The organism is Planktothrix paucivesiculata PCC 9631, from assembly GCF_900009265.2.
Classification (GTDB): Bacteria; Cyanobacteriota; Cyanobacteriia; order Cyanobacteriales; family Microcoleaceae; genus Planktothrix; species Planktothrix paucivesiculata.
Genome location: NZ_LR735029.1, coordinates 104,473 through 127,541, shown reverse-complemented (window position 1 = coordinate 127,541; position 23,069 = coordinate 104,473). Strand labels below are relative to the sequence as shown.

The following is a 23,069-nucleotide window of genomic DNA, read 5'->3' as shown; positions in this document are numbered from 1 at the left end:
ATTGCTTCTGCTAGTGGTGACAACACCATCAAATTGTGGAAACGAGATGGGACTCTGATTACAACTTTATCGGGTCATAGTGATTGGGTATCAGCCGTCAGTTTTAGTCCCGATGGGGAGATCATTGCTTCTGTGGGTGGTGGCAAANAATAGAGGGGGGGAAGCTGATTCTTTAAACAATTTAGGCAATGCTTACAATTCCCTAGGACGCTACGAAGAAGCCATATCCTATTACCAGCAATCTCTGGAAATTTACCGCGAGATTGAGAATAGACTGTGGGTAGCTAATTTTTTATACGGTTTAGGCATTGCTTACAATTCCCTAGGACGCTACGAAGAAGCCATATCCTATTACCAACAATCTCTGGAAATTCAACGAGAGATTGGGAATAGAGGGGGGGAAGCTGATTCTTTAAACAATTTAGGCAATACTTACAATTCCCTAGGACGCTACGAAGAAGCGATATCCTATTACCAGCAATCTCTGGAAATTTACCGAGAGATTGGGGATAGAGGGGGGGAAGCTATTTCTTTAATCGGTTTAGGTAATGCTTACAATTCCCTAGGACGCTACGAAGAAGCGATATCCTATTACCAGCAATCTCTGGAAATTTACCGAGAGATTGAGAATAGACAGGGGGTAGCTGCTTCTTTATTCTATTTAGGCGTTGCTTACAATTCCCTAGGACGCTACGAAGATGCTATATCCTATCATCAGCAATCTCTGGAAATTTGCCGAGAGATTGGGAATAGAGGGGGGGAAGCTGCTTCTTTAAATGGTTTAGGAGAAGTCTATGATGCTTTAGAAAACTATCAACAAGCTCTTTCTTTGTATCAAGAGGCTTTGACTATTGCAACAGAAATCAAAAGTCCTCAATCCCAAGCTGAAATCTGGTTTAACTTTGGTAAAACCCTAACTAAACTTAACCGCATTCCCGACGCCATAGGTGCGTACCGTAATGCTCGCCAATTCTATCAACAAATGCAACTCGATCACAAAATCCAAGAATGCGATCGCGCCCTTGAGCAACTTGAAATCCCACCCATTCCGCCATCCCCGACCCGGTGGCAAAAAATTCGTCGCTGGTTTAGTCAAATCAAGCAATTTTTCCGCCAGTTATTCTCCTAGTCCTAACCCCATATTTCGGTTAACATCAACCCCCAAATTTAATCTATGTTTTAAGGAAAATAAAATGGACTCACCGACTCAACGAAACATGATCATAACTTACACAAAAGTTAATCAAAAACAACAAAAAAACGACTTCACCTATTGGCAAAAACAACCCTATTTAGAACGCCTTGCAGCCCTAGAACAAATTCGTCAAGACTATCATCAATGGAAATATCATGCTGAACCAAGACTTCAAAGAATTTATAGAATTATTAAACAACAATAACGTGCGATATCTAGTGATTGGAGGTTATGCCGTTGCTATTCATGGTCATCCTCGTTATACTAAAGACATTGATATCTGGATTGAAATGAAACCAGATAATGCAGAAAATTTGGTAAAAGCCTTAGATGAATTTGGCTTTGGTACATTAAACTTAAAACCAGAAGACTTTCTTGAAGCCGATCAAATTATTCAATTAGGCTACCCACCAAGCCGGATTGATTTATTAACAACTCCCGACGGTGTTGATTTCCAAACCTGCTATCAAACACGCATTGAAATTACAGTTAATGATGTAATTGTAAAATTCATAGATTTGGAAAATCTCAGAAAAAACAAACTCGCATCAGGAAGAAATCAAGACCTTGCAGACCTCGAAAATTTACAAGATTAATGAAACAACAATATCCTCTATTTTCCCAAGTCGCCCTAACAGAAGATTTACCCAAATATCACCTCAAACAAGGAGATATTGCCACCATTGTTGAGTATTATCCAATGGATAATCAAGAAGATGGGTATAGTTTAGAAGGGTTTGATGTCCCGCATATTACCATTGAAGTTGCCGCCTCACAAATTATTCCCGTTAGTCAGTATTCTAGGGAAGAAGCGATTTTAGACAAGTTACGTCAGCTATCCCAAACCAGACAGCGACAACTTGAAGAATACACAGGTCAATTTATTGCCGATTTATCTTTACAAAATAATGAAGTGATCAACTGTATATTTATGGAAGAAAACCGATTTTTACATCGTCAAGGCCCTTTATTAAGAAATATTCGGAAAGAAGGTATTTTACTTTAGATTTTATCACACCATGACTAACGATCAACTTGAATTACTCTTAAAAGCACAACAAAGTTTAAATGCGGTAGTTGCGCTTAAGCGCAAAAATAAGGGCTAAAGCCCAACTACTAACTGATCACCGGAATTGCTATACTGTTGGGTGCTGGGGTGCATTAGGTAAGCGATTGATGGGAAGTTTGACAAATTTTCGGCTACTAGCCATTTGCTTATTTCGCAAATCATCAAATATAGCCTTGAGGTCATAGTTAAATGATTTTGCGTACTCCTCTCTATAATTATGGATTTCTTCTAAAATTGGATCTTTATACATTGTTATTCTCCCAGAGGATCAAGGTTAAGAAATTCGTAAGGGGTACAGATAAATGGTAGGGTATATCCTAGATTACAGCTAATTTCAGATAACTTTCTTTGGATCTGAGAATTTGCCATGTGCTTGCAGTTCCATGTTAACAGATAATTCAACCCGTAAACCGTAGCTAGGGCAATATGCAGAGCATCATTAGAGGCTTTTTGGGGTAGGTTACTCTGCTGTAGAAATTCCTGTGCGAGATCTGTAGCTTCTTCTGTCAACTCCAGAAATGTCAAAGATTGTAGTAGGATTAAGCGTTGAGTCGCGATGATTGAGTCTCCTCTTTGGGCTTCATCTTCAACCAGTTCTGAAGTATAAAGTACCAGTGAGTTACAATACTCGTCCCACCAGTCTTGAGTAATCTTCATATTGGCTGCCACAATTAAATTATCTGTAGGGCGGGCAGTCAGGTAGCCAATAATACTGGTCTCAATGTAAACAGTTTGAATCATTCTCAAAGATTGTGGATAATTAAGTTCATCATGCCACACAAAAGAGATGTGTCAACCGTCACAATGATCAAAACACCTAAGTCAGTCTTCTAGGGAAGAAGCGATTTTAGACAAGTTACGTCAGCTATCCCAAACCAGACAGCGACAACTTGAAGATTACCTGGAATTTCTATTACATCAAGAAAAAAATGAACCCCAAAATCTAACAGATTATACAAAAACTCAAATCTGAAATATTATTGATTTATTTTTCACCCTTGAAAATTTCTTTTATATTCTATGTCGTATTCCATTTATCAGGTCGGTGGGAGTTTACCCGTTGATGCTCCTACCTATATTAAACGTCAAGCGGATGAAGACCTCTATCAAGCCTTAAAAGCTGGAGAGTTTTGTTATGTGTTGAACTCCCGACAAATGGGAAAATCTTCTTTACGAGTCCGCACCATGCAACGGTTACAAGATGCGGGAGTTTTATGTGTTTCTATTGATTTAACAGCTATTGGGACGGCGGATATTACCCCAGAAGAATGGTATGCGGGAATTATTGATAGTATTGTTAGTAGTTTAGATTTATATGATGATTTTGATTTAGATGAATGGTGGACTCAGAATCAAAATTTATCGAATGTAAGACGCTGGTATAAATTTATTGACAATATATTATTACCCTCCACGCCGCAAAATATTGTTATTTTTATTGATGAAATTGATAGTGTTCTAAGTTTAAAATTTTCCGTTGATGATTTTTTTGCCTTAATTCGTTCCTGTTATAATCAACGGGTAGATGAACCCGAATATAACCGTTTAACCTTTGCGTTATTAGGCGTCGCCACCCCTTCCGATTTAATCAAAGATAAAACCAGAACACCCTTTAATATTGGTTGCGCCATTCCCTTACAAGGATTTCAATTATTAGAAACCTTACCTTTAGCATCGGGTTTAGCCATAAAAAGCCAAAATCCCGAAAAAGTAATAGCAGAAATCTTAAATTGGACGGGAGGACAACCGTTTTTAACCCAAAAAGTTTGTAATTTAGTTTTAAATAAAATTACTAATATTGCGGAAGAAAATGAACACCAAGCTATTGATAATTTAGTTAAAGATTATATCATAAAAGATTGGGAAAGTCAAGATGAACCGGAACATTTAAGAACCATTCGCGATCGCCTTTTGGTTAAGGAAAAACGAGCGAGTCGGTTATTAGGAATTTATCAACAAATTTTACATCAGGGAGAACTAGAAACCAATGGCAGTCAAGAACAAACCGAATTACAATTATCAGGATTAATTGTGAAACGGGGGGCAAAACTCAAGGTTTCTAATTTAATTTATCAAGAAGTTTTTAATCTTGATTGGTTAACTCAAGAATTAACAAAATTGCGTCCTTATTCAGAAGCGTTTATTGCTTGGAAAAAATCAGCATATCAAGATGAGTCCCGGTTATTACGGGGACAAGCATTAATTGATGCCTTAGTTTGGGAACAGGATAAAAATTTATCTACTGAAGATTATCGCTTTTTAGAAGCAAGTCAGAAATTAGAACAAAAAGCGACTCAATTAGAATTAGAAGCCGAAAAACAAGCCAATGAAATTTTAGCGGAAGCTAAAAAAAACGCTGATTTATCCCTAGTGGAAGCCAATCAAGAATTAACTCAAATTAAAAAACAAACTGAAAAGCTAATTCGCCGAGGACGGAGATTCACCATAATTACAGCCATTATCGCCGGAATCATCATCTTATCTTCTTTGATTTTTGTTAAAAATAAGCTAACAATTTTAGACTTAGCAAATGTTCGCTTAACGAATGCTTCAGCCAAAGAAAAATTTTTAGCAGGTCAACACCTTGAGTCATTGATAGAAAGTTTGAAAGCCACACAACAATTAAAACAATTAAATCAATCAATTTGGAATAAGGACAAGACTAAAGCACAAGTTTTTAGTACCCTTCAGCAAGCTATTTACACAATTAAAAACTATCAAATTCTCTCTGATCCTAGTGGTTCGGTATCAGCCGTTAGTTTTAGTCCCGATGGAGAAATCATTGCTTCTGCTAGTGGTGACAACACCGTAAAATTGTGGAAACGAGATGGGACTCTGATTACAACTTTATCGGGTCATAGTGATTGGGTATCAGCCGTCAGTTTTAGTCCCGATGGGGAAATCATTGCTTCTGTGGGTGGTGACAAAACCGTAAAATTGTGGAAACAAGATGGGACTCTGATTACAACTTTATCGGGTCATAGTGATGGGGTATTAGCAGTTAGTTTTAGTCCCGATGGAGAAATCATTGCTTCTGCTAGTGCCGATAAAACTGTAAAATTGTGGAAACGAGATGGCACTCTCCTCAACACTTTATCGGGTCATCGTGATGTGGTATATGAAGTTAGTTTTAGTCCCGATGGGGAAATCATTGCTTCTGCTAGTGGTGACAAAACCGTAAAATTGTGGAAACGAGATGGCACTCTCCTCAACACTTTATCGGGTCATAGTGATGGGGTATCAGGCGTCAATTTTGGTCTCCATATTAGTCTCGATGGGCAAACGATTGCTTCTGCTAGTGGTGACAACACCATCAAATTGTGGAAACGAGATGGGACTCTGATTACAACTTTATCGGGTCATAGTGAGGGAGTATATGCAGTCAGTTTTAGTCCCGATGGGGAAATCATTGCTTCTGCTAGTGGTGACAACACCATCAAATTGTGGAAACGAGATGGGACTCTGATTACAACTTTATCGGGTCATAGTGATGGGGTATCAGCCGTCAGTTTTAGTCCCGATGGGCAAACGATTGCTTCTGCTAGTGCTGACAAAACCGTAAAATTATGGAAACGAGATGGCACTCTGATTAATACTTTACGGGGTCATAGTGCTTGGGTATTAGGAGTTAGCTTTAGTCCCGATGGGGAATTCATTGCTTCTGCTAGTCATGACAAAACTGTGAAATTGTGGAAACGAGATGGGACTCTGATTAATACTTTATCGGGTCATAGTGATGGGGTATATGAAGTTAGTTTTAGTCCCGATGGGCAAACGATTGCTTCTGTGGGTAGTGACAAAACCGTAAAATTATGGAAACGAGATGGCACTCTGATTAATACTTTATCGGGTTGGGTATCAGCAGTTAGTTTTAGTCCCGATGGAGAAATCATTGCTTCTGCTAGTGCTGACAACACCGTAAAATTGCGGAAACTTGATGGGACTCTGATTAAAACTTTATTGGATCATAGTGATAGGGTATATGATGTCAGTTTTAGTCCCGATGGAGAAATCATTGCTTCTGCTAGTGCTGACAACACCGTAAAATTGTGGAAACGAGATGGCACTCTGATTAAAACTTTATTGGGTCATAGTGATGGGGTATCAGCCGTCAGTTTTAGTCCCGATGGCAACATTCTTGCTTCTGCTGGTGGAGATAATAAGATCATTTTATGGGATTTAACGATAGATATAGATGAATTAGCTGCTTTGGGTTGTCATTGGTTAAAAGATTATTTTATTACACATCCAGAAGTCAAACAAGAATTATCTATCTGTCAGGATCAAGCGGTATTGAAAGCGACTCCCTTACTTTTATTTAAGCAAGCCCAGGAGGCAGCAAGAATTGGTAATGTTCATCAGTCTTTAGCTTTATTTGAAGAAGCGAAAAAACTGGATTCTAGTCTGCAATTTAATCGCCAAAAAGGTGTTTATCAACCAGCAGCATTATACTGGGTTAATCAAGCTAAAATTTATGTAGCTGAGGGAGATTCTAAATTTTCCAAATTTCTCTTTAATAAAGCTCTAAAAATTAATCCTAATCTCAAGATAAATATAGAAGCACAAATTACTCTTGCAGAAGCAATTGATCATCTTAATAAAAAGAATATTAAAGCAGCAATTAAGTATTATAATCAAGCAATTTATCTGGATAAAACTCTAGATATTTCTGTGAAACAATGGGATAGTTTATGTTGGAATGGTAGTCTGAATGGATCTGCAAAAGATGTTCTCTATGCCTGTGAAAACGCTGTTAAACTTTCTCCTAACAATGGAAATATTCGAGATGGTCGAGGATTAGCCAGGGCTTTAACAGGTGATTTTAAAGGGGCAATTGAGGATTTTAAATATTTTGTTGAATGGACTAATGATGATGAAATGAAGGCACAAAGACAAGGCTGGATTAAGGAATTAAAAGCGGGTAAAAATCCGTTTACTCCAGAGGTATTAGAGAAATTGAAGTAGTCATTAGTTCATGATTAATAATAGATATAGTCAATTTTAATTAGTTATATAAATGCTTTGATATAGGAATCCCAAAGGAGTTATAGAAATTTCCAAGCTAGTGAGGTAAACATTATGCGACGGTATAAATTAATCATTCTAATCAAGCTATAGATGAAGATTAGGATTAAACCAATCTCCATCATTAATAAATTTTTTAGCCTGCCAATAAACCTTATCTAAACGTAAAATTTCCCAGTGTTTATTAGCAGGTTCAAAGCCGATTTCGATATAAAAATCACCTGAATCAAACTGATTAGAGAACCATTGTCTGTCCCGATTATAACCCTTTAAAACAAAACTAACAATCAATCTTAAAAATAGTTCTGATTCATCTAAAATATAAATTTTATCAACAATTAATCTGAGATTAGATTCGGGGGGAAAGTAAATAAAGAAATTTTTGTAAAAATCAATTAGTGTTGATTTGGAGATAGATCCACATAAACTTCCACTAAAATTTTTAGAAATCAATGAATTCAGGAGGTTAATATCTTGGTTCGCATAAGCTTTTTGAAATTTTTGTATACCCATTTCTATGTGATTCGGTAAAGTTGTGGGATTAAAACTAATATCTTTTAAGAGTTTAGAGTTATTAATAATTTGAATGATTTCTGGACTTGATAAATTTTTAAACAAATCGATTTGAGAGATTTTAAAAACATTTTTATAGATTGTAGATAAAAATTCTTTTTTCGTAATGATTCCTAAATTTTCTAGCCATGATAAATTAAATATTTCTAAATATATGTAATTACAGATTGCGACTTTTTCCTTAGATTTAATCACAATTCCGGTTAATCGTAATTCCAAATATTCCTTGGTTTCTTTGCAAAGGGTTGATTCAGAGGTTAAAATTTGAGAATATAATTCTAATAGTTCTTCAGAACGCTCACTTTCCCATAATAAACGATCGCGGATTGTTCTTAAATGTTCCGGTTCGTCCTGAACTTCCCAATTTTCTATGATACGCGATCGCACTAACTTCTCAACCCATTTTTTCTCCTCTCCTTCAGGAATAATTTCCTCACTTAACCGCACTAACTGACAAACTTTTTGGGTTAAAAAGGGTTGTCCCCCTGTCCAGTTTAAAACTTCCTGTAACACAATTTCTGGGTTAGCAGATTTTTGAATAAATCCTAACGCTAAGGGTTTCGCTTCTTGAAATTGAAAACCTGTTAATTCAATCGCTTGACCAATATTAAAGGGGGTGCTGTGATATTGACTATTAATTAAATCATTAGGAGTGGCTACCCCTAATAAAGCAAAAGTTAAACGGTTAAAATCCGGTTGTTCTGCCCGTTTATTATAACAGGCTCGAATGGAGGCAAAAAAATCATCTACATTGAAATTTAGCCTTAAAATACTATCAATTTCATCAATAAAAATCACAATTTTTTGATCAATAGCAGATAGTAAAATCGATTCAATAAACTTATTCCATCGTCTGACATTGGAAAGGCGTTGATTTTTAGTCCACCATTCATCTAAATCAAAATCATCATATAGATTTAAACTACTGACAATACTATCAATTAACCCGGCATACCATTCTTCAGCCGTAATATCAGATGTACCAATAGCCGTTAAATCAATCGCAGCACAAACAATATTTTCTGCTTGTAAGCGTTGCATCGTTTGCACTCGTAAACTGGATTTTCCCATTTGTCGGGAGTTCAAAACATAACAAAATTCTCCCGCTTTTAACCCCTGATAAAATTGTTCATCTGCTTGTCTATAAATATAAGTGGGGGAATTAACGGGTAAACTTCCCCCCACTTGATAGGAAAAATTCGGAGATGCTTCAGCCATGATTTTGGGTTAAAATTAAGGGATAACTCGATATAAAGGCATCGGAGATTCAATACCTTTAAGTTTACGTTCTCCTAAATAAGTGATTTGCAAGGATAAATGATTTTTAACCACATCATAGACCGTTTGAGAAATACAAAGTTCTCCTGGCATGGCTTGAGATTGTAACCTGGAAGCAATATTAACTCCTGTTCCTAACACATCTCCACCGCTTAAAAATACATCCCCAACATGAATCCCAATCCGATGTTTTAAACGGGTTTCTGGACTAATTTCGGCGGCGGCTAAAGCTCGTTGAATTTCTAGCCCACAACGCACCGCTTCTACCGCAGAACTAAAATAGAGTAATAATCCATCCCCCATACTTTTAAGTTCTTGTCCGTTGTGTTGACGAATTAAGTCTCGCATCCGAGTAAAATCCCGTTTTAAACACTCTAACATCTGTTTTTGATTGCGTTCCATCTGGGGTGTTGAATCCACAACATCTGTGAACATAATCGCGGCTAATGTCGTTTCTTGAAGGGGAGTTTTTGAGGATTGTCCTAATTTTTCTTTAAAATAAATGCGATAGAGATTACATAACGGTGAAACGTCATTTCCTTGAAATTTAACTAATCCCATACTCCTCAGTTTAAAGGCTTCAGCCGAAGGAATAGAAACGGGATAATCACTATTAATTACTTGTCTTAAAATATGATTTAATTCTTCATTCTTTTCTAAATTGGATAAATGACGCCGTAAATGATCATAGTAACATCCGGCTTCTGTGGGGGCAGTTTGGAGAAATTCTTCTAAGGTAATTTTATCTTTAGCGATTTGATAGAGTGCCACTCTGACTAAATAGGGATGTCCGCCAATCATATCTAATAAAGCGGTGAATTGAGCCTCGGAAAATTCCAATCCATGACGGTTAATTAAATCTTGAATTTGTTCCGGGGTGAGTTCGGGAAGTTCCACGGGTAATCCCACATTAAAGGGAGATTGATTAATATTCAGGGGAATATAAACTTCTTTAGAATGGGAAATAACTAAGCGAATATTCTGCCAAGTCGGTTCATTTTTGCTGCGTTCATGCCAAGCTCTTAATAGTCCAAAAAAATCAACGGCAATTTCAGGGTGTTGAAAGATTAAATCGACTTCATCTAATCCTAAAACTAACGGAGAATTGAGTTGAGCCAGTAAATATCGTTGTAAATATTTGGTACATTTATTTTTACTGCCAATTACCCCTTTCCAATATTCTTCGAGTTGGTCATCAAAGCCTAATTCTTCGGCAATACTGGCACAAAACCATTGTAAAAATTGATCCAAATTACTAAAAAATTCATAGTCTGCTAACTGAAAGTTCAAACAAGCTGTGTGATATCCTTGTTGAGTTCCATAGTGGAGAATTCGGTGCATGAGGGAGCTTTTTCCCATTTGTCGAGGTGCTTTAATCCGAATTAAGGCTGTAGGTCGTATTAAAGCCTGATAACAGTCGGTTTCAATCGGAGGACGTTCAATATATAAAGGAGAGTTTAGGGGTACTTGACCCTCGGGTTCTTCAATTTGTATGGGGCGGATAGGTGGGTTCATAATGGAAACTTGGGGTGTTTATCGTTTCTGTTATAGCTTGAACGGAATAGCTGTTGACTCAATTACAGATAAAATTAGCACTACTATTTAAACCAAAACATTTTATCAGATCTTTACAAAAAAAACTAAAATCTTTAAACTAACCCCTGTTAATTTCCCTACTCCACAGACTACATTACATCTATAGGTTATCGGTATTGATACCGTGATCAGTTTTGATTTAAAATTCAATAAAAGGATTTGACATGAATACTGCACCCAAAGCAAGTATGAAATTATTCATCATTGCTACTCCAGTTATTGCTTTATTAAGTAGTGTTTCTCCTGGTCTTGCGGGTACATTCGCTAAGGCTGAAACTGAAACCTTGATTTATAATTTTAGTCAAGTTCCTACCAGCATTTCCACGTTTACAGATACTCAAACCCTAGCATTAGCTTGGAAAGGAACTGTACTGGCTGAAGCAAATGCTAGTGCCTATTTTAATGTTAATTTCTGTTTGGAACCTGACTATTGTTTTCCCTTGGCTAACAATGGTTCCCAGGCGATAACTCTAGGAGAAGGTAAAGAATATTTGGGTTTAGCTCAAAGTCAAGCAGCAGCTATTGGTTATCAATTTGAGATTGCTGAAAATCAAGAATTTTCTTTTGATTTTATCTCGATTTTAAATTTAGAAACCCAAAAAACACAGCAACAAGAATCGACTCAAGCCGCGAATTATATCGCTTTCTATTTGTTTGAAGATTCTACCAATAATTTGTTAGATTTCTTTAGTCTAAATAGCTCGTTAAATTCTGCTAACGACTATGATTTATTCATCCAAAAAAGTCCGGGTTTTCAATTATCGCCCTCAGCAATAACAAACGTTGAAGAAAATCAAGCATCTGTCAATATTTTGTTATCGGGATTATATTCTCGTCACTTTACTAAAGGTCAAAACCTAACGTTAATTACCTATCAAAAGAGTGCCACAATTGTCCAAGCACCTGAACCATCAACCTCCGTCTGGTTATTAATTGTCGGTGCATTAGGAGCAGCATTAGGCTTGAAAAAAAGATCCAGTTTATCTGATTAATTCTGTCAAGTAATCAGTTTCAGGGTGCATTTTATTGGGTTGTAATAACTTAAATTAAAGTTTTAAGTGTTATATAGCCGATAATTTAATTCACTAGCTAACCAGTCTTTAAATAGTTTCTGAAGAATCTCTTGATAACGTTGAGGGGTCAATTCAGCTTGAATAAACTCCTCAACTAAGATTAGATGATAACCTTGGTCAGTTTTGACAGGACTTAATATTTCTCCTGGGTTTGAACCAAATACAATTGCTGCAAAATCCGCTTTTAATCCCCAACGATAAAGTTTACCTTCATAGCCGCATTGTTCACGACGTCGGGGGTCAATATCATATAAATGGGCGGCGTGATAAAAACTGATTTCTTCTTCTTCTATTTGATAAAATAATTCCCTAGCCAAGCGCTCGTAGGGAACAATAATTTGATATAATGAAACTTGCTCAAAACTCAAGCGATTTTGAACAAAGTATTTTTCGACATCTTTAGCAAATAAAGATTCTGCTAATTTTTCGGCTAAAAGACGTTCTCGAATTCCCGCTTCCCAGTCATCGGAAGTGATCATTTGGTCAGCTAACCAAGCTAAAGTATCCGCCGCTTTTTCTAAGCGTTTTTCATAACGTTGTTGGTTAGCTTGGTTTTGAATTTCCTCATCGGTTACAATAATACCTCTTTCCTCAGCAACTTGATTGATAACTTTTTGAGACAAAATTTTCTGATAGACTTCCTTGAATTCCAGGTTTTGTTTCAGGAAGCCAATAATTTCCTCATCATCAAGTGAACCCTTGGAAAGTTGCGCCATGATCATTTTTATTCAACCCCAGCTTTCTTAGCTTAATATTAGCAGGTTGTTAGAAATTATGGTGAAATCGGTTGGCGTTAATGTCGTTTGTCCATGTGCAGAAACTGTACCTAAGACAACTCCAAGAACTTCAGATTGACTATTACTAGCAAGTTTAATTACAGTAGCATCAAGACTTCCATCAGCATTAGAATCAAAGGTTTCTAATATTAACGGTTGTCCGATTAAGTTTTCTGACAATCCAATCTTATCACCTTCAGCAGCATTAAAGTTGGTAATTATATCTGCTAAATTGGGGTCGGTGTTGGGGAAATTGGGATTTGTGTTTAAGATAAATACATCCGCATTAATCATAGGAGTCGGTGGTGGTGGGTTGTGATTTTCCGGTTCTATGATTACTGTTGCCTCCGTCGTTGGTAATATATCCGTACCACTAATAGCTGTTGCTGTCGCTTGACTAGAAGTAGCACCAGGAATAAACACAGACTCACTACTGTTTTGGACTTCTCCGGTTGGGGAAATTGTTGTAGCTTGACTGGCTCCTCCCGCACCCATGTCATTGACAATAGCAGTGGAACTAGAACTGGAACTACTCTCCTGAAAATTGGCATCGGGGGAGTTAATTGTGGTAGTCGGAGATACTGTATTTATAAGCTCATCTAGGATGACGAGAATATCGTTGGAATTGTTGGTAATGTTGTTCATTGCTGTTACGGAAAATTAAGTAATGTAGTAGCAAGATCATTGTCAAAGTCGGTAACTTTAATAACTTTTTCAAGACAAGCTATAAAATTAAAGTTTAACTAAATTATTTTGATAAATGTTGCCAAAATGGCAACATTAGCTTAATGAATTATTTTATGCTTCATTCTAATAAGTTGGTATTAAAATCATGTCTAACTATAAAGTCGTATTTAAACGGATAGTCTCACCCGATGGTAAAGTTATTGCAGAGGCTAAAAGCGTAGTTTCAACATCAGATGATCAAGAAAATAAAATTAGTCAAAGTATTTTTGTCAATATTTCATCTGTTCATGGTTACAGAAGTGAGGCTAAATCGAGTTCTAGTTCTTCTTCAACCTCTAGTGGGACTTAAACAAAAATAAGGAGCTAAATAGGTGATAATGATTATATAGCAAGCACATAACATTCAAGAATATTCAAGAATAACGAATGAAAGAGACAACCCCGGCAGCAATGCCCCCTTGCTTCGATAGATGGTGTGGTCGATTTGACGATATTTTCAGCCATCAAGCGCAAAAACGGGAATTTAGGAACTATTTAGGGGGATTATTGGGAGAAAGTGAGCGAAAAAACCTGTCGCAAATGGCGAATAACGCCGTAGGAGTAACTTACCACCGATTACACCACTTTTTAACCGAAGCTCCTTGGTCAGCAATGAAACTAAATCAGCGTCGGCTGGAGGTGATGAATCAGTGTAAGCAAACCCAGATTAGTCGGGGATTTGCTCTAATTATTGATGATTCAGGACATCGAAAAAGCGGAAATTTTACCGATGGAGTCGGACGACAATACATCGGAGAAATCGGAAAAACCGACAATGGAATTGTAGCAGTAACGAGCCATCTATACGATGGCAAAAAAAGCTTACCATTAGATATAGAATTATATCAAAAAGCCGAGTCATTACCCTTAGGAAAAGCCGACCCCGAATTTAAAAAGAAACCAGAAATAGCATTAGAATTAATAGAGAGGAGCTTAGACAGAGGATATCGACCGGGAATTGTGCTAACAGATGCCGGGTATGGAAATAACACAAGTTTTTTACAAGAGTTAGAGAAAAAAGGATTAAAATATATAGGGGGAGTCGCCAAGAATCGAAAGGTAATCCTCAAAAAAGGGGAAGATGAAACCGAGGAAACTCGATTAGATAATTTAGCTAAATCGTTGCCCCAAGGAGCTTTTAGTGAAATTCAACTCCAACTGGAAAAACCCAAAACTGTGTGGGTAGCAACAAAAGAAATTGAATTATCAAAGTATGCAGGGAAGAAAGTAATAGCCATCGTCATGAATGCTGCTACTTTCGACCAAGCCAGTGATATTGATTATTTAATGACTAATGTTGAAGCTTCAAAAGCTACAGGAGAGTGGATAGTAACGACCTATTCACAAAGAAATTGGATAGAAGTTTTTTACAGGGAAGCAAAGGGCTGGTTAGGGCTAAAAGAATATCAAGTCCGAGATAAAAGAAGTCTAATCAGACATTGGATTTTGGTATTTTGTGCCTATACTTTTATTCTCTGGCATAGTTTAACTGGAGGGTTAAGACGTCGATGGGCGAACAAACCCTTAAACACATTTGTTGATGCCCTTGAAGCCTTTCGCACAGCGATTTCTTTTCGATTTGTGGAGTGGCTCCAGGATAATAGGGATGTATTTGCAGCCTATAAAGCTAGTTTAGGCTTTGTTTGGTCTTAATTTTTGTTTAAGTCCCACTAGCTATCCCAATTAATTTGTGATTAACAATTTTAAAATAAAAAAGTCCCTATTTCCGACAAAATAGGAACTTTTCTGTGTTGAATATTTTTACTTAATCAAAAAGTGAATCTTGAGGGATAAAACCACTTCACCAGAAGTTAACCCACTTGGCTAAAAACATTGACCGATGTATATGTAGTTCCACCAACAGAAATCGCAGCAGCAACTCCAGCAGCAACAGCGACAGCATAACCAGCAGATATCAAGTAGCCACTATTTAACTGCTCAATATTGAAGAAGGCATTGTGACGGGAACTTACATTTTTACTGACAGATGTAGAAACACGAGGCGAAGAAACACTTCCTTTTATTGCCTGTGCATTAGTACCTGTATTTTCACAAAAACTTAAATCACTAATGGTCATCTGAGTCATAATTTTCTCCACAAGAATAGCAAAGCACTGAAAGCCGTCAACGATTAAATTGAACTAGCTTTCAGCGATGGTATTGCAACTAGCTATACATCCAAACTAAATTTGTAATTTGATTAGAAAGCAGTCGAAGAAGCAGAAGAATTAGAGCTAGCCGAAGTACCCCAACGACTCACGTATGCATCTGTATAAGTAGAGGTATAAGTTGCAGCAAAATTACTACCACTGGCATAGGCACTGCTATAAGCATCAGCAAAAGCCGATCCACTGCCACGACGACGAGCACCTTCGATATTGGATGCTTCGGTAACGACTTCTAAATGGTTTAAATCTTGAATAAACATGGTTTTCTTCCTAAATAATCGTTTATTTGGGTATCAACTTTGTTTGTTGATGTTTCTAATATAATCTTTCCTTTGTGGGTTATGTTGCCATTTTGGCATATTTGTTGAATTTTTTTCTGGAGTTTAAATCAATAGATGAAAAAGAATTAATTTTGAAAAAATGATCATAAATAAGGCTCTGAAAATCAGAAATGACTTTCAGAGGAGTTCGTTTTATTCAATCTTTAGTATTTAAAGTTGTATAAGTGGTATTGTAATTACGTTTCAGGATAATTGTTGTCATTTTGGCAGTTTTTTTATATTTTCCAAAAAAAAACCTGCTTGAATACAGGTTGTTATAAAAGATGAAAAGAGGGGGAAAAGCGGATTTTTTAAAAAAAGTGAAAAACAGACTCAAAAAAATGATTTTAAACTTAGGCGAACAAAAGGTTAAAGTTGGATCGGTCGTTTAGTTCAGTTTCCAAGGACTGGGAAAGTTTTCGACAACTTCTAAATGCCGAAATCCTCCCGAAACCCCCCGACTCAATTCAGGAATAGGTTCTAAATAAGTTAAGTCCCGAACTTTGCCAGCACCAGAAGGTGTAACTTCAGCGTAAAGACTTGATTTAACAGATGTTGTATGACTTTGAGACTGAGAATTAGAATTATGATCCTTAGTTAGTCGGTTATAGGTGCGATAGGGAATATAATGGAGTGGGTTATATCCAGCAAAACGCAAAATTAAAACACAAGCCCAAGAATATTTCCCCGATAAAATCGCATCTAGGATTTGTTCAAACTGTTCTTCACTCATCGCCTTAGCGACTTTCGAGTTATTGTAGGAATATTGAGCAGACATTTCTTGTACTCCTAATTGGTAAATAGTGTTCTACAAATCGATGCCATTTTTCTGCAATTGCAGAATAGGATTAAGTAGAATATCCATAATCCGACGACGACGAATAATAATATCCGCACTAGCCGTTTGTCCAGATTTTAACTGAATTTTCTGATCCCGTTGCAAAACGTAGTCTTTTTTTAACAAAATTTCTAATTTGTAAACTGGCCCAACTCCTTGATCAACTTTTGTATCGGGTGAAATTGAGCGAACTGTTCCTTCAAATACCCCATAATTTTGATAGGGATAAGCATCAAATTTGACTTTAACCGACATTCCGGTTTTCACAAATCCAGCTTTCTCATTCGGGAGACTAGCTGTTAAAATTAGGGGTGCATTTTTGGGCGTAATTTCAGCAATGGTTTGTCCGGGTTGAATCACTTCTCCCACATTAAACACATTCAAGGCAGAAATAACTCCATCAATAGGAGAATGGAGATATCTGTCTTGAAGTTTAGCCTCAGCCCTTGTAATTAAATTTTGTGTTTCTGTAATTTTAGCTTTGAATTGAGTTACTTCTAACTCAGTTTGTTGAATTTTTTGCTGGGTTCCTACTTGAATTGTTTTGGCTTCCGCTTGTTTCTGTGCTAATTCCGCATTTAATCGTTCAATTTCAACTTGATATTGTTTTAATTCTCCTTGAGATTGGGTGATTAATCGTTGGCGATCCCGAAAACCTTGTTCCGCTTGAAAAATAAGTTCTTGGGTACTATTTTTTTCTGATAATTGCGCTTGAACAATGCCTCTTTGTTGATCCCGCAAATTTTGTTCGGCTTGAAATAATATATCTTTAGAAATAGCACCACTTTCTAACAGAGGTTGGAGCCTTTCTAGTCTTTCTTTAGCTGCTAATTCTCCCTCCTGCAATTTGGCAATTAGGGTTTGAGTTTCTGCCTTCAATGGTTGTAAAGATTCCACTCGTTTTTGAGTTGCTGACGCTTCAAAATTGAGTTGACTTAGTAATCGCTGATTCGAGGTAATTTGGCTTTTAACTCGTTCAATACTAGCCTGTTGAGATTGAAGTTGAGCCGTGGCGATCGCGGCTTGGGTTTGGGCTTCTAAATCAATCCGTTCAATTAACCCTTGTTTTTGAATCAGTTCGGCTTTAAAGGCGGTGAGTTGTTGTTGTAATCCCGCTAATTCTTGGGTGGCAATTTGTCGATCTAGTTCGGCTAAAACCTGACCTTTTTTAACAGTTTGCCCTTCTTTAATCGGAATTCGAGAAACTTTTCCCAACTCAACGGGATGGATTTTGTAAACTTCTCCTTGGGGAGCTAGTTTCCCTCTAGCTTGACCGACTTCATCAACGGTTCCAAAATATCCCCAAGCACCAAAGGCGATACAAAAAATAAATCCTCCCAACATTAATTGCAGAGGAAAAGACGCAGGAGGTTGATCCAGCAAAGATTGTAAGGCATTTGACCAGTCTGGTTTCGCCGAGGGAATATTGGGGAGAGGGGGAGATTTTTTGGGGACTGTTTGGGGGGGAGCCAGGGGAGGAAAGGGAACAGAACCGGCAATACCGCCATAAATCTGATCGGTTTGTTCTATGTGTTCCAGACTAAATTGCAGATCCTCTAAGTATTCCTCCTGCACCGTTACAGACAATTGGGAGTCTGAATTATCAGTGTTTTTACTCAGAGGGGAGAACAGTTTATACGGTTTCATAGGGTTATGTAAAAACTGGCCAACAAAGGTTGGTGTTTTAATTGTTTTTTTTAAATGAAATTAAGTCAAATCCACTGTTAACAAAAAGTAACGACCGCTTAAAAGGGGTTGAGACTAACAAACGCATACAAGCACCCTATAACCAGTCCCTAGGGTTTAAGTGATCCTACGTCTAAGCCAGTGTTCTTGTTTCTATCAAAATCCTCTGTGTTTATACTAGGATAACTTCTGATTCAAAACTGCCAAATTGGCAGATTTGTTTGAAAAGTTTTGTTAAGAGAGGAGATCGGAGAAGATGAACGTAGGGTTTGGGACTGTTTTATTTTTGATCAAAAATCAGATCCCCCTAAAGGACTTTCAAGCGCGGTTTGCGCTTATTCAAGGGGTTAGGGGGGATCGAGGAGCTTACAGAAAGTCAAGGAATTGTAATGCAATTAAGGCTATAAAGCCAGTTGTTGCTGGGCTAAATGATAATAGAGTCCTTGAATTGCCATGAGGTGTTCATGGTTGCCTTGTTCAACTAAAATGCCTTTGTCTATAACTAAAATACAATCGGCACTTCTCACGGTTGAGAGACGATGGGCAATAATAATCGTAGTGCGATCGCGTTGCATTTGTTCTAAATTGCGTTGAAAACGGCTTTCACTTTCGGTATCTAAAGAACTGGTTGCCTCATCTAAAATTAGAATTCGAGGACTTCCTAATAAGGCTCTGGCGATCGCTACTCGTTGCCGTTGTCCTCCCGATAAACTTGATCCCCGTTCTCCAACTTTGGTATAATATCCTAAGGGTAAACCCTGAATAAATCCATGAACTTCTGCTAATTTTGCCGCCTCAATAACTTGATCTAAAGTATATTCATCCCGATACAGAGTAATATTTTCTAAAAGTGTTCCTGAAAATAAATAACAATCCTGGGGAACAACGCCCATTTGTATACGCAAAGAAGGGGGAGAAACATGACGAATATCATGTCCATCTACATAAATATTTCCGGTTGTAGGATGGTACAAACCTTGAATTAATTTAACTAGGGTGCTTTTTCCTGAACCACTGCGCCCAACAATCGCAATAGTTTGACCCGGAGGAAATTTAAAAGAAAGATTTTGCAGAATATTTGTTTCCGCATCTTCTTGATAACGAAAAGTCACATTATCAAAATGAATTTCTCCTTGGATTCTGGGTAATACAATTAACGGTTTTTGCGGGGTTTCTTCCGGTTCTTGCTCAAAGACATCATTTAACCGTTCCACTGAAATTAATACTTCTTGCAATTCATCCCATAATCCTACTAAGGCAAGAATCGGACTAATTACATAACCCTGCATCATATTAAAGGCAACAAACTGACCAATAGTTAATTGATCTTGAATGACTAAAGTTGCACCAAACCAAAGTAAAGCCGTACTCCCAATAGAATTAATTAACCCACTCACAAATCCTAAATTAATTCCTAATTTCTGGGCTTTAAACTGAACATTGATCTGTTGGGTTAATTTTTCTTCCCAACGCCAGCGTAATTCCGGTTCCGCCGATACCGCTTTCACCGTATTAATTCCATTCAAAATTTCCACTAAGGTTGAATTTTGATCCGCGGCTGCATTAAATACTTGACGGGAAATATGCCGTAACATTGGCGTTGCTGCTAAGGTTAGAATGATAATTAAAGGCACAATTCCTAAAATTAATACTGTTAGTTTCCAGTTGTAATAAAGCATCAAACCCAAATACACAAACCCTGTTAAAACATTCAAAACCGACAACAAAATTTGACTAACTAGAAAACGTTGAATTTTCTGATTTTCTTGAACTCGGGTAATGATATCCCCGACGCGGCGGGACTCAAAGAACTTTAAAGGAAGTTTTAGGGCGTGGTTAATAAACCCACCAATCAGGGTTAAATCCAAACGATTTGATAAGTAACTCAATAGATATTCTCGAATTGAAGATAACCCCAAACTCCACACGCCAAATAATAACAACCCCAAGGCAAATACATTCAAACTGGTGAGACTTTTATTCACCACAACCCGATCTAAAATAATCTGGGTTAATAAGGGAGTAACAATCCCAAATATCTGAATTAATAGGGATAACAAAACAATTTGTAATCCCAAAAACCGATGGGGCCAAATTACCCCAGCAAACCGACCAAGAGAGCGTTTCTGCTCTTGGAGTTCATGGAATTGATCGGTGGGTTCCAAAAGTAAAGCATAGCCTGTCCATCCGGTTAAAAACGCCTGACGAGAGAGGGTTTTTCTGCCCTCACCCGGATCAGCAATCACCACTTGATGGCGTCGGACTTTATAGACCACAATATAATGATCCCCTTGCCAATGGGCAATCCAAGGGTTTTTTTCGGTTTCTAAACGATTCAAACTTGCCCGGACTGGTCGCGCTTGATAACCTAAACGTTCTGAGGTGAGAGTGAGATTTTTTAAGGAGACTCCTGATCGCCCTACATCCGAAATATTACGGAGGTTATTAATGCTTAAATATTTTCCCCAATACTGACTAATCATCGCCAAACAAGCGATCCCACAGTCGGAGGAGCTTTGCTGTTCTATAAAAGGATACCCTTGCCAAAATCCTCGCCAGACTCGTTGACGTTTGGGTTTGGGGAAGCTGAGGGTTTGGGGCGTTGGCGGAGCGATCACTGGATAGGGTTTCACCGTAGCGGGTTGAAGATAAAAGGTTTTTTCCTGTTTGCGTATCAGAGATTTCCCACCTTGTACGGATGTTGTCTGTAAGGTTTCTGCGGGAAGTTGATACACGACTAACTCCGTGGCGGCGATCCATTCTGGGGGGATGGGATCGGGTTCTCCCCAACTTTCGCCCACCTGGGGAACGTGATCGGCGCCTGCAATTTGTCCTTGGTACAGCCAAAATCGGCTGTCTTTGGTTGGAAGTGCCGAGATCAGGGGAGTTCCAGCCTTGATGTGGTGTTGGGTGCAGTGGGATAAAAGTTCTTGTAGTCGGTGACAGGTGAACCGTCGCCAGTCCGTTTGGGTTTTGAAGAATAATAACCGTTGTCGGTTTTCGATGGTGGTTTGTAGATAGGTTTGTAGCTGAGGAATTTGTTTGATCTGGGTTTGAATTTTAGCCAGGGGAATTGAAGCGAGGATGACCTCACTAGCCGCGATCGCTTCATAGGATAAATCCTGATCTCCGCCAAAGGTTTCACCGGGTTCAACGACAGCAACCGAAACCTGTCGATTTAACTGTTTGTCCCAAGTCAGGAGTCGGACTCGACCCTCAACGACTAAATAAACCGATTCCAGGCTAGGTGCGGTGTGAACGGTTTTTTCGTCGGAAATTGATAAATTCTCAATCGGATCTCCCATGGAAAAGGCTTGCAGATGCCAATGTTGACACCAAGTTGCTGGGTTAATGGTCTTGACGGGGATTTGTGTTAGGAAATCTTCTAAGCTGGAAATTAATAAGGATTGAGACATTTCCTGCTGAGAATTAAACGCCCGATTCGTTAAGGTCAAATTAGGGTTGATCATGATTCGAGGGAAAGTAAATATTATGGGTGAGCCATCATCAAGCAACCCCTGAAATCGTGTATTAAAGATCTATAGCCAGGGTCTCAAACCTTCTTAGGCAGAGATCAAGGAAACTCCGGCACACAAGAGTCAACTCAAATTGAGCAAAAACTGTGGTCTGACAACGGGATTACTTTTCAGATGAGTAGAGGATTCTGATAGTTAAGCAAGTTGCCGATTTTCGTTGGATTTATTTAGATTATCCTATACTTTAATCAGGGATGTCCTTTAACTTCGGGAAATCCTGATCATCTTTATAGAATCTTTAACTGAATCTTTATATTGATAGTTGAAAATTTGGGGCTTGTAAGATTGATCAGAAGCTAGGTTGAGGGACTTTTTTGACAAAAGTTAATATAAAGAAGACTGACGCAACTGCCATAACAATTGCTGAACTTTATGAAGTTTTTTAAATAAATGTTCGTTAAAACTAAAATATGCGATCGCAGGGGTTCGGTCTTCCAGCCTAACCCCTACAGTTTTGTTTATAAAGGTTTCTCGGTAGATCCTAAAAACCCCAGAGGCTTACAAGTCAATAAATGGTTCGGGTTCGTCAATGATGCTAGTATCAGGAGGAGTTTCAACGGGTGAAGTTTCCACAACCTTAGTATCGGGAGGAATTTCAACGGGTGGAATTTCCACAACGTTAGTATCAGGAGGGGTTTCAACGGGTGGCGTTTCAACGGTTTCGGTGGAAATATTGTTATCCTTTGGCGCTTCAACAGGTGGAGTTGAAATATTATTATTCTTGGGTTCTTCAACAGGTTTAATTAACGCACTATTCGCCCGGACAAAACAATTTGCAGGTGTACCATCAAGTTTTTTCTTAACAAAAATCCAAGGTAAAAATTGCTCGTCTCTGGTGAAAACAAAGCCACTATAACTGACTTGTGCTCGAAAAATCTCCTCGGGTTTCAATGTGGTAGCTACTGGCCAGTTACCAATAGTAGGAAATCCAGGGTTATCGGGATTCCAAATTTCTTCAATACTGGCATTTCCCATCCGACAATTCAATCCTTTGGGATCGGGATCAACAACTTGCCAATACAGATGGGAAGATAGACTCACATAGTTACCTTGAGCATTGGGTTCAGGGAGGGACTGAGCCGCCCAAGTCGGTGTGATTCCCAGGAGGAAAACCAACCCTAAACTCAAAATCACTATCCTATAAATCGCTTTAAATCGGTTTAGCATCATAGTCCTCATTGAATTAGGATTTTTTCAGATGTAAGGAATT

The 23,069-nt window shown here is 37.9% G+C and carries 21 protein-coding genes; 9 read left to right on the top strand and 12 right to left on the bottom strand.

Annotated elements, in window-relative coordinates:
- The first annotated feature begins 33 nt into the window (after positions 1-33).
- The 5 genes from PL9631_RS27235 to PL9631_RS25175 all read left to right on the top strand — a co-directional run bounded on the left by PL9631_RS27235 (position 34) and on the right by PL9631_RS25175 (position 2,201).
- A complete protein-coding gene (locus PL9631_RS27235; protein WP_331281291.1) occupies positions 34-153 on the top strand; it encodes a WD40 repeat domain-containing protein in 120 nt (39 codons plus the stop codon).
- Positions 113-1,129: a tetratricopeptide repeat protein gene (locus PL9631_RS25190; protein ID WP_083624706.1), complete on the top strand. Its 1,017-nt coding sequence runs from the start codon at positions 113-115 to the stop codon at positions 1,127-1,129. Before PL9631_RS27235 ends, PL9631_RS25190 begins: the two co-directional genes overlap by 41 nt.
- 64 nt (positions 1,130-1,193) lie before the next feature.
- Positions 1,194-1,400: a hypothetical protein gene (locus PL9631_RS25185; protein WP_231516856.1), complete on the top strand. Its 207-nt coding sequence runs from the start codon at positions 1,194-1,196 to the stop codon at positions 1,398-1,400.
- Positions 1,351-1,791 carry a DUF6036 family nucleotidyltransferase gene (locus tag PL9631_RS25180; protein ID WP_083624703.1) on the top strand — a complete coding sequence of 147 codons (441 nt, stop codon included), beginning with the start codon at positions 1,351-1,353 and terminating at the stop codon, positions 1,789-1,791. The genes PL9631_RS25185 and PL9631_RS25180 overlap by 50 nt, the downstream gene beginning before the upstream one ends.
- On the top strand, positions 1,791-2,201 hold the full coding sequence (locus PL9631_RS25175; RefSeq protein WP_083624701.1) for a DUF4926 domain-containing protein: 411 nt from the start codon (positions 1,791-1,793) through the stop codon (positions 2,199-2,201). Before PL9631_RS25180 ends, PL9631_RS25175 begins: the two co-directional genes overlap by 1 nt.
- 130 nt (positions 2,202-2,331) lie before the next feature.
- On the opposite strand, the gene PL9631_RS25170 is transcribed toward PL9631_RS25175, so the two are convergent.
- Complete coding sequence (locus PL9631_RS25170; protein WP_026794069.1) at positions 2,332-2,514, bottom strand: hypothetical protein; 183 nt, start codon at positions 2,512-2,514, stop codon at positions 2,332-2,334.
- A 2-nt stretch (positions 2,515-2,516) separates the two neighbouring features.
- Positions 2,517-3,005 carry a type II toxin-antitoxin system VapC family toxin gene (locus PL9631_RS25165; RefSeq protein WP_083624699.1) on the bottom strand — a complete coding sequence of 163 codons (489 nt, stop codon included), beginning with the start codon at positions 3,003-3,005 and terminating at the stop codon, positions 2,517-2,519.
- Between the two features lie 279 nt (positions 3,006-3,284).
- Between PL9631_RS25165 and PL9631_RS25160 the strand changes: the two genes are divergently transcribed.
- Positions 3,285-7,229 carry a WD40 domain-containing protein gene (locus tag PL9631_RS25160; RefSeq protein ID WP_083624697.1) on the top strand — a complete coding sequence of 1,315 codons (3,945 nt, stop codon included), beginning with the start codon at positions 3,285-3,287 and terminating at the stop codon, positions 7,227-7,229.
- A gap of 147 nt (positions 7,230-7,376) precedes the next feature.
- Here the strand turns inward: PL9631_RS25160 and PL9631_RS25155 are convergent, their stop codons facing one another.
- Entirely contained in the window at positions 7,377-9,080 is a 1,704-nt protein-coding gene (locus tag PL9631_RS25155; RefSeq protein WP_083624695.1) for an AAA-like domain-containing protein, read from the bottom strand.
- Between the two features lie 15 nt (positions 9,081-9,095).
- On the bottom strand, positions 9,096-10,655 hold the full coding sequence (locus PL9631_RS25150) for an AAA-like domain-containing protein (RefSeq protein WP_083624693.1): 1,560 nt from the start codon (positions 10,653-10,655) through the stop codon (positions 9,096-9,098).
- 245 nt (positions 10,656-10,900) lie between these two features.
- On the opposite strand from PL9631_RS25150, the gene PL9631_RS25145 reads away from it, so the two are divergent.
- Complete coding sequence (locus tag PL9631_RS25145) at positions 10,901-11,728, top strand: hypothetical protein (protein WP_083624691.1); 828 nt, start codon at positions 10,901-10,903, stop codon at positions 11,726-11,728.
- A 62-nt stretch (positions 11,729-11,790) separates the two neighbouring features.
- Here the strand turns inward: PL9631_RS25145 and PL9631_RS25140 are convergent, their stop codons facing one another.
- Together PL9631_RS25140 and PL9631_RS25135 are read right to left on the bottom strand one after the other, a co-directional pair.
- A complete protein-coding gene (locus PL9631_RS25140) occupies positions 11,791-12,525 on the bottom strand; it encodes a peptidylprolyl isomerase (protein WP_083624788.1) in 735 nt (244 codons plus the stop codon).
- Between the two features lie 27 nt (positions 12,526-12,552).
- Positions 12,553-13,230 carry a hypothetical protein gene (locus PL9631_RS25135; RefSeq protein ID WP_083624689.1) on the bottom strand — a complete coding sequence of 226 codons (678 nt, stop codon included), beginning with the start codon at positions 13,228-13,230 and terminating at the stop codon, positions 12,553-12,555.
- A 187-nt stretch (positions 13,231-13,417) separates the two neighbouring features.
- Here PL9631_RS25135 and PL9631_RS25130 point away from each other — a divergent pair, with 187 nt between their 5' ends.
- Together PL9631_RS25130 and PL9631_RS25125 are read left to right on the top strand one after the other, a co-directional pair.
- Entirely contained in the window at positions 13,418-13,621 is a 204-nt protein-coding gene (locus PL9631_RS25130; protein WP_083624687.1) for a hypothetical protein, read from the top strand.
- Between the two features lie 77 nt (positions 13,622-13,698).
- On the top strand, positions 13,699-14,964 hold the full coding sequence (locus tag PL9631_RS25125; protein ID WP_083621987.1) for an IS701 family transposase: 1,266 nt from the start codon (positions 13,699-13,701) through the stop codon (positions 14,962-14,964).
- A 158-nt stretch (positions 14,965-15,122) separates the two neighbouring features.
- Here the strand turns inward: PL9631_RS25125 and PL9631_RS25120 are convergent, their stop codons facing one another.
- From PL9631_RS25120 to PL9631_RS25095, 6 genes are all read right to left on the bottom strand, one after another.
- A complete protein-coding gene (locus PL9631_RS25120) occupies positions 15,123-15,398 on the bottom strand; it encodes a hypothetical protein (protein WP_083624685.1) in 276 nt (91 codons plus the stop codon).
- A 113-nt stretch (positions 15,399-15,511) separates the two neighbouring features.
- Positions 15,512-15,739 (bottom strand): hypothetical protein, encoded by a 228-nt coding sequence (locus tag PL9631_RS25115; RefSeq protein ID WP_083624683.1) that lies wholly within the window; start codon positions 15,737-15,739, stop codon positions 15,512-15,514.
- Between the two features lie 448 nt (positions 15,740-16,187).
- The gene (locus tag PL9631_RS25110; RefSeq protein WP_083624681.1) at positions 16,188-16,577 is read right to left on the bottom strand and encodes a HetP family heterocyst commitment protein; all 390 of its coding nucleotides are present in this window, start codon (positions 16,575-16,577) and stop codon (positions 16,188-16,190) included.
- Between the two features lie 30 nt (positions 16,578-16,607).
- Positions 16,608-18,284: an HlyD family efflux transporter periplasmic adaptor subunit gene (locus PL9631_RS25105; RefSeq protein WP_083624679.1), complete on the bottom strand. Its 1,677-nt coding sequence runs from the start codon at positions 18,282-18,284 to the stop codon at positions 16,608-16,610.
- Positions 18,285-18,724: 440 nt separating this feature from the next.
- Positions 18,725-21,739, bottom strand: coding sequence for an ABC transporter transmembrane domain-containing protein (locus tag PL9631_RS25100; RefSeq protein ID WP_083624786.1), 3,015 nt, complete (start codon positions 21,737-21,739; stop codon positions 18,725-18,727).
- A 618-nt stretch (positions 21,740-22,357) separates the two neighbouring features.
- A complete protein-coding gene (locus PL9631_RS25095) occupies positions 22,358-23,029 on the bottom strand; it encodes a hypothetical protein (RefSeq protein ID WP_156090702.1) in 672 nt (223 codons plus the stop codon).
- Positions 23,030-23,069: the final 40 nt, after the last annotated feature.

What these genes read in the sequence shown, in the direction of transcription:
- PL9631_RS25095 (WP_156090702.1), bottom strand. Translation starts at nt 23,029, where the DNA reads ATGATGCTAAACCGATTTAAAGCGATTTATAGGATAGTGATTTTGAGT.
- PL9631_RS25100 (WP_083624786.1), bottom strand. Translation starts at nt 21,739, where the DNA reads ATGTCTCAATCCTTATTAATTTCCAGCTTAGAAGATTTCCTAACACAA.
- PL9631_RS25155 (WP_083624695.1), bottom strand. Translation starts at nt 9,080, where the DNA reads ATGGCTGAAGCATCTCCGAATTTTTCCTATCAAGTGGGGGGAAGTTTA.
- PL9631_RS25160 (WP_083624697.1), top strand. Translation starts at nt 3,285, where the DNA reads ATGTCGTATTCCATTTATCAGGTCGGTGGGAGTTTACCCGTTGATGCT.
- PL9631_RS25110 (WP_083624681.1), bottom strand. Translation starts at nt 16,577, where the DNA reads ATGTCTGCTCAATATTCCTACAATAACTCGAAAGTCGCTAAGGCGATG.
- PL9631_RS25120 (WP_083624685.1), bottom strand. Translation starts at nt 15,398, where the DNA reads ATGACTCAGATGACCATTAGTGATTTAAGTTTTTGTGAAAATACAGGT.
- PL9631_RS25175 (WP_083624701.1), top strand. Translation starts at nt 1,791, where the DNA reads ATGAAACAACAATATCCTCTATTTTCCCAAGTCGCCCTAACAGAAGAT.
- PL9631_RS25165 (WP_083624699.1), bottom strand. Translation starts at nt 3,005, where the DNA reads ATGATTCAAACTGTTTACATTGAGACCAGTATTATTGGCTACCTGACT.
- PL9631_RS25185 (WP_231516856.1), top strand. Translation starts at nt 1,194, where the DNA reads ATGGACTCACCGACTCAACGAAACATGATCATAACTTACACAAAAGTT.
- PL9631_RS25105 (WP_083624679.1), bottom strand. Translation starts at nt 18,284, where the DNA reads ATGAAACCGTATAAACTGTTCTCCCCTCTGAGTAAAAACACTGATAAT.
- PL9631_RS25125 (WP_083621987.1), top strand. Translation starts at nt 13,699, where the DNA reads ATGAAAGAGACAACCCCGGCAGCAATGCCCCCTTGCTTCGATAGATGG.
- PL9631_RS25140 (WP_083624788.1), bottom strand. Translation starts at nt 12,525, where the DNA reads ATGGCGCAACTTTCCAAGGGTTCACTTGATGATGAGGAAATTATTGGC.
- PL9631_RS25170 (WP_026794069.1), bottom strand. Translation starts at nt 2,514, where the DNA reads ATGTATAAAGATCCAATTTTAGAAGAAATCCATAATTATAGAGAGGAG.
- PL9631_RS25130 (WP_083624687.1), top strand. Translation starts at nt 13,418, where the DNA reads ATGTCTAACTATAAAGTCGTATTTAAACGGATAGTCTCACCCGATGGT.
- PL9631_RS25145 (WP_083624691.1), top strand. Translation starts at nt 10,901, where the DNA reads ATGAATACTGCACCCAAAGCAAGTATGAAATTATTCATCATTGCTACT.
- PL9631_RS25180 (WP_083624703.1), top strand. Translation starts at nt 1,351, where the DNA reads ATGCTGAACCAAGACTTCAAAGAATTTATAGAATTATTAAACAACAAT.
- PL9631_RS25150 (WP_083624693.1), bottom strand. Translation starts at nt 10,655, where the DNA reads ATGAACCCACCTATCCGCCCCATACAAATTGAAGAACCCGAGGGTCAA.
- PL9631_RS25135 (WP_083624689.1), bottom strand. Translation starts at nt 13,230, where the DNA reads ATGAACAACATTACCAACAATTCCAACGATATTCTCGTCATCCTAGAT.
- PL9631_RS25115 (WP_083624683.1), bottom strand. Translation starts at nt 15,739, where the DNA reads ATGTTTATTCAAGATTTAAACCATTTAGAAGTCGTTACCGAAGCATCC.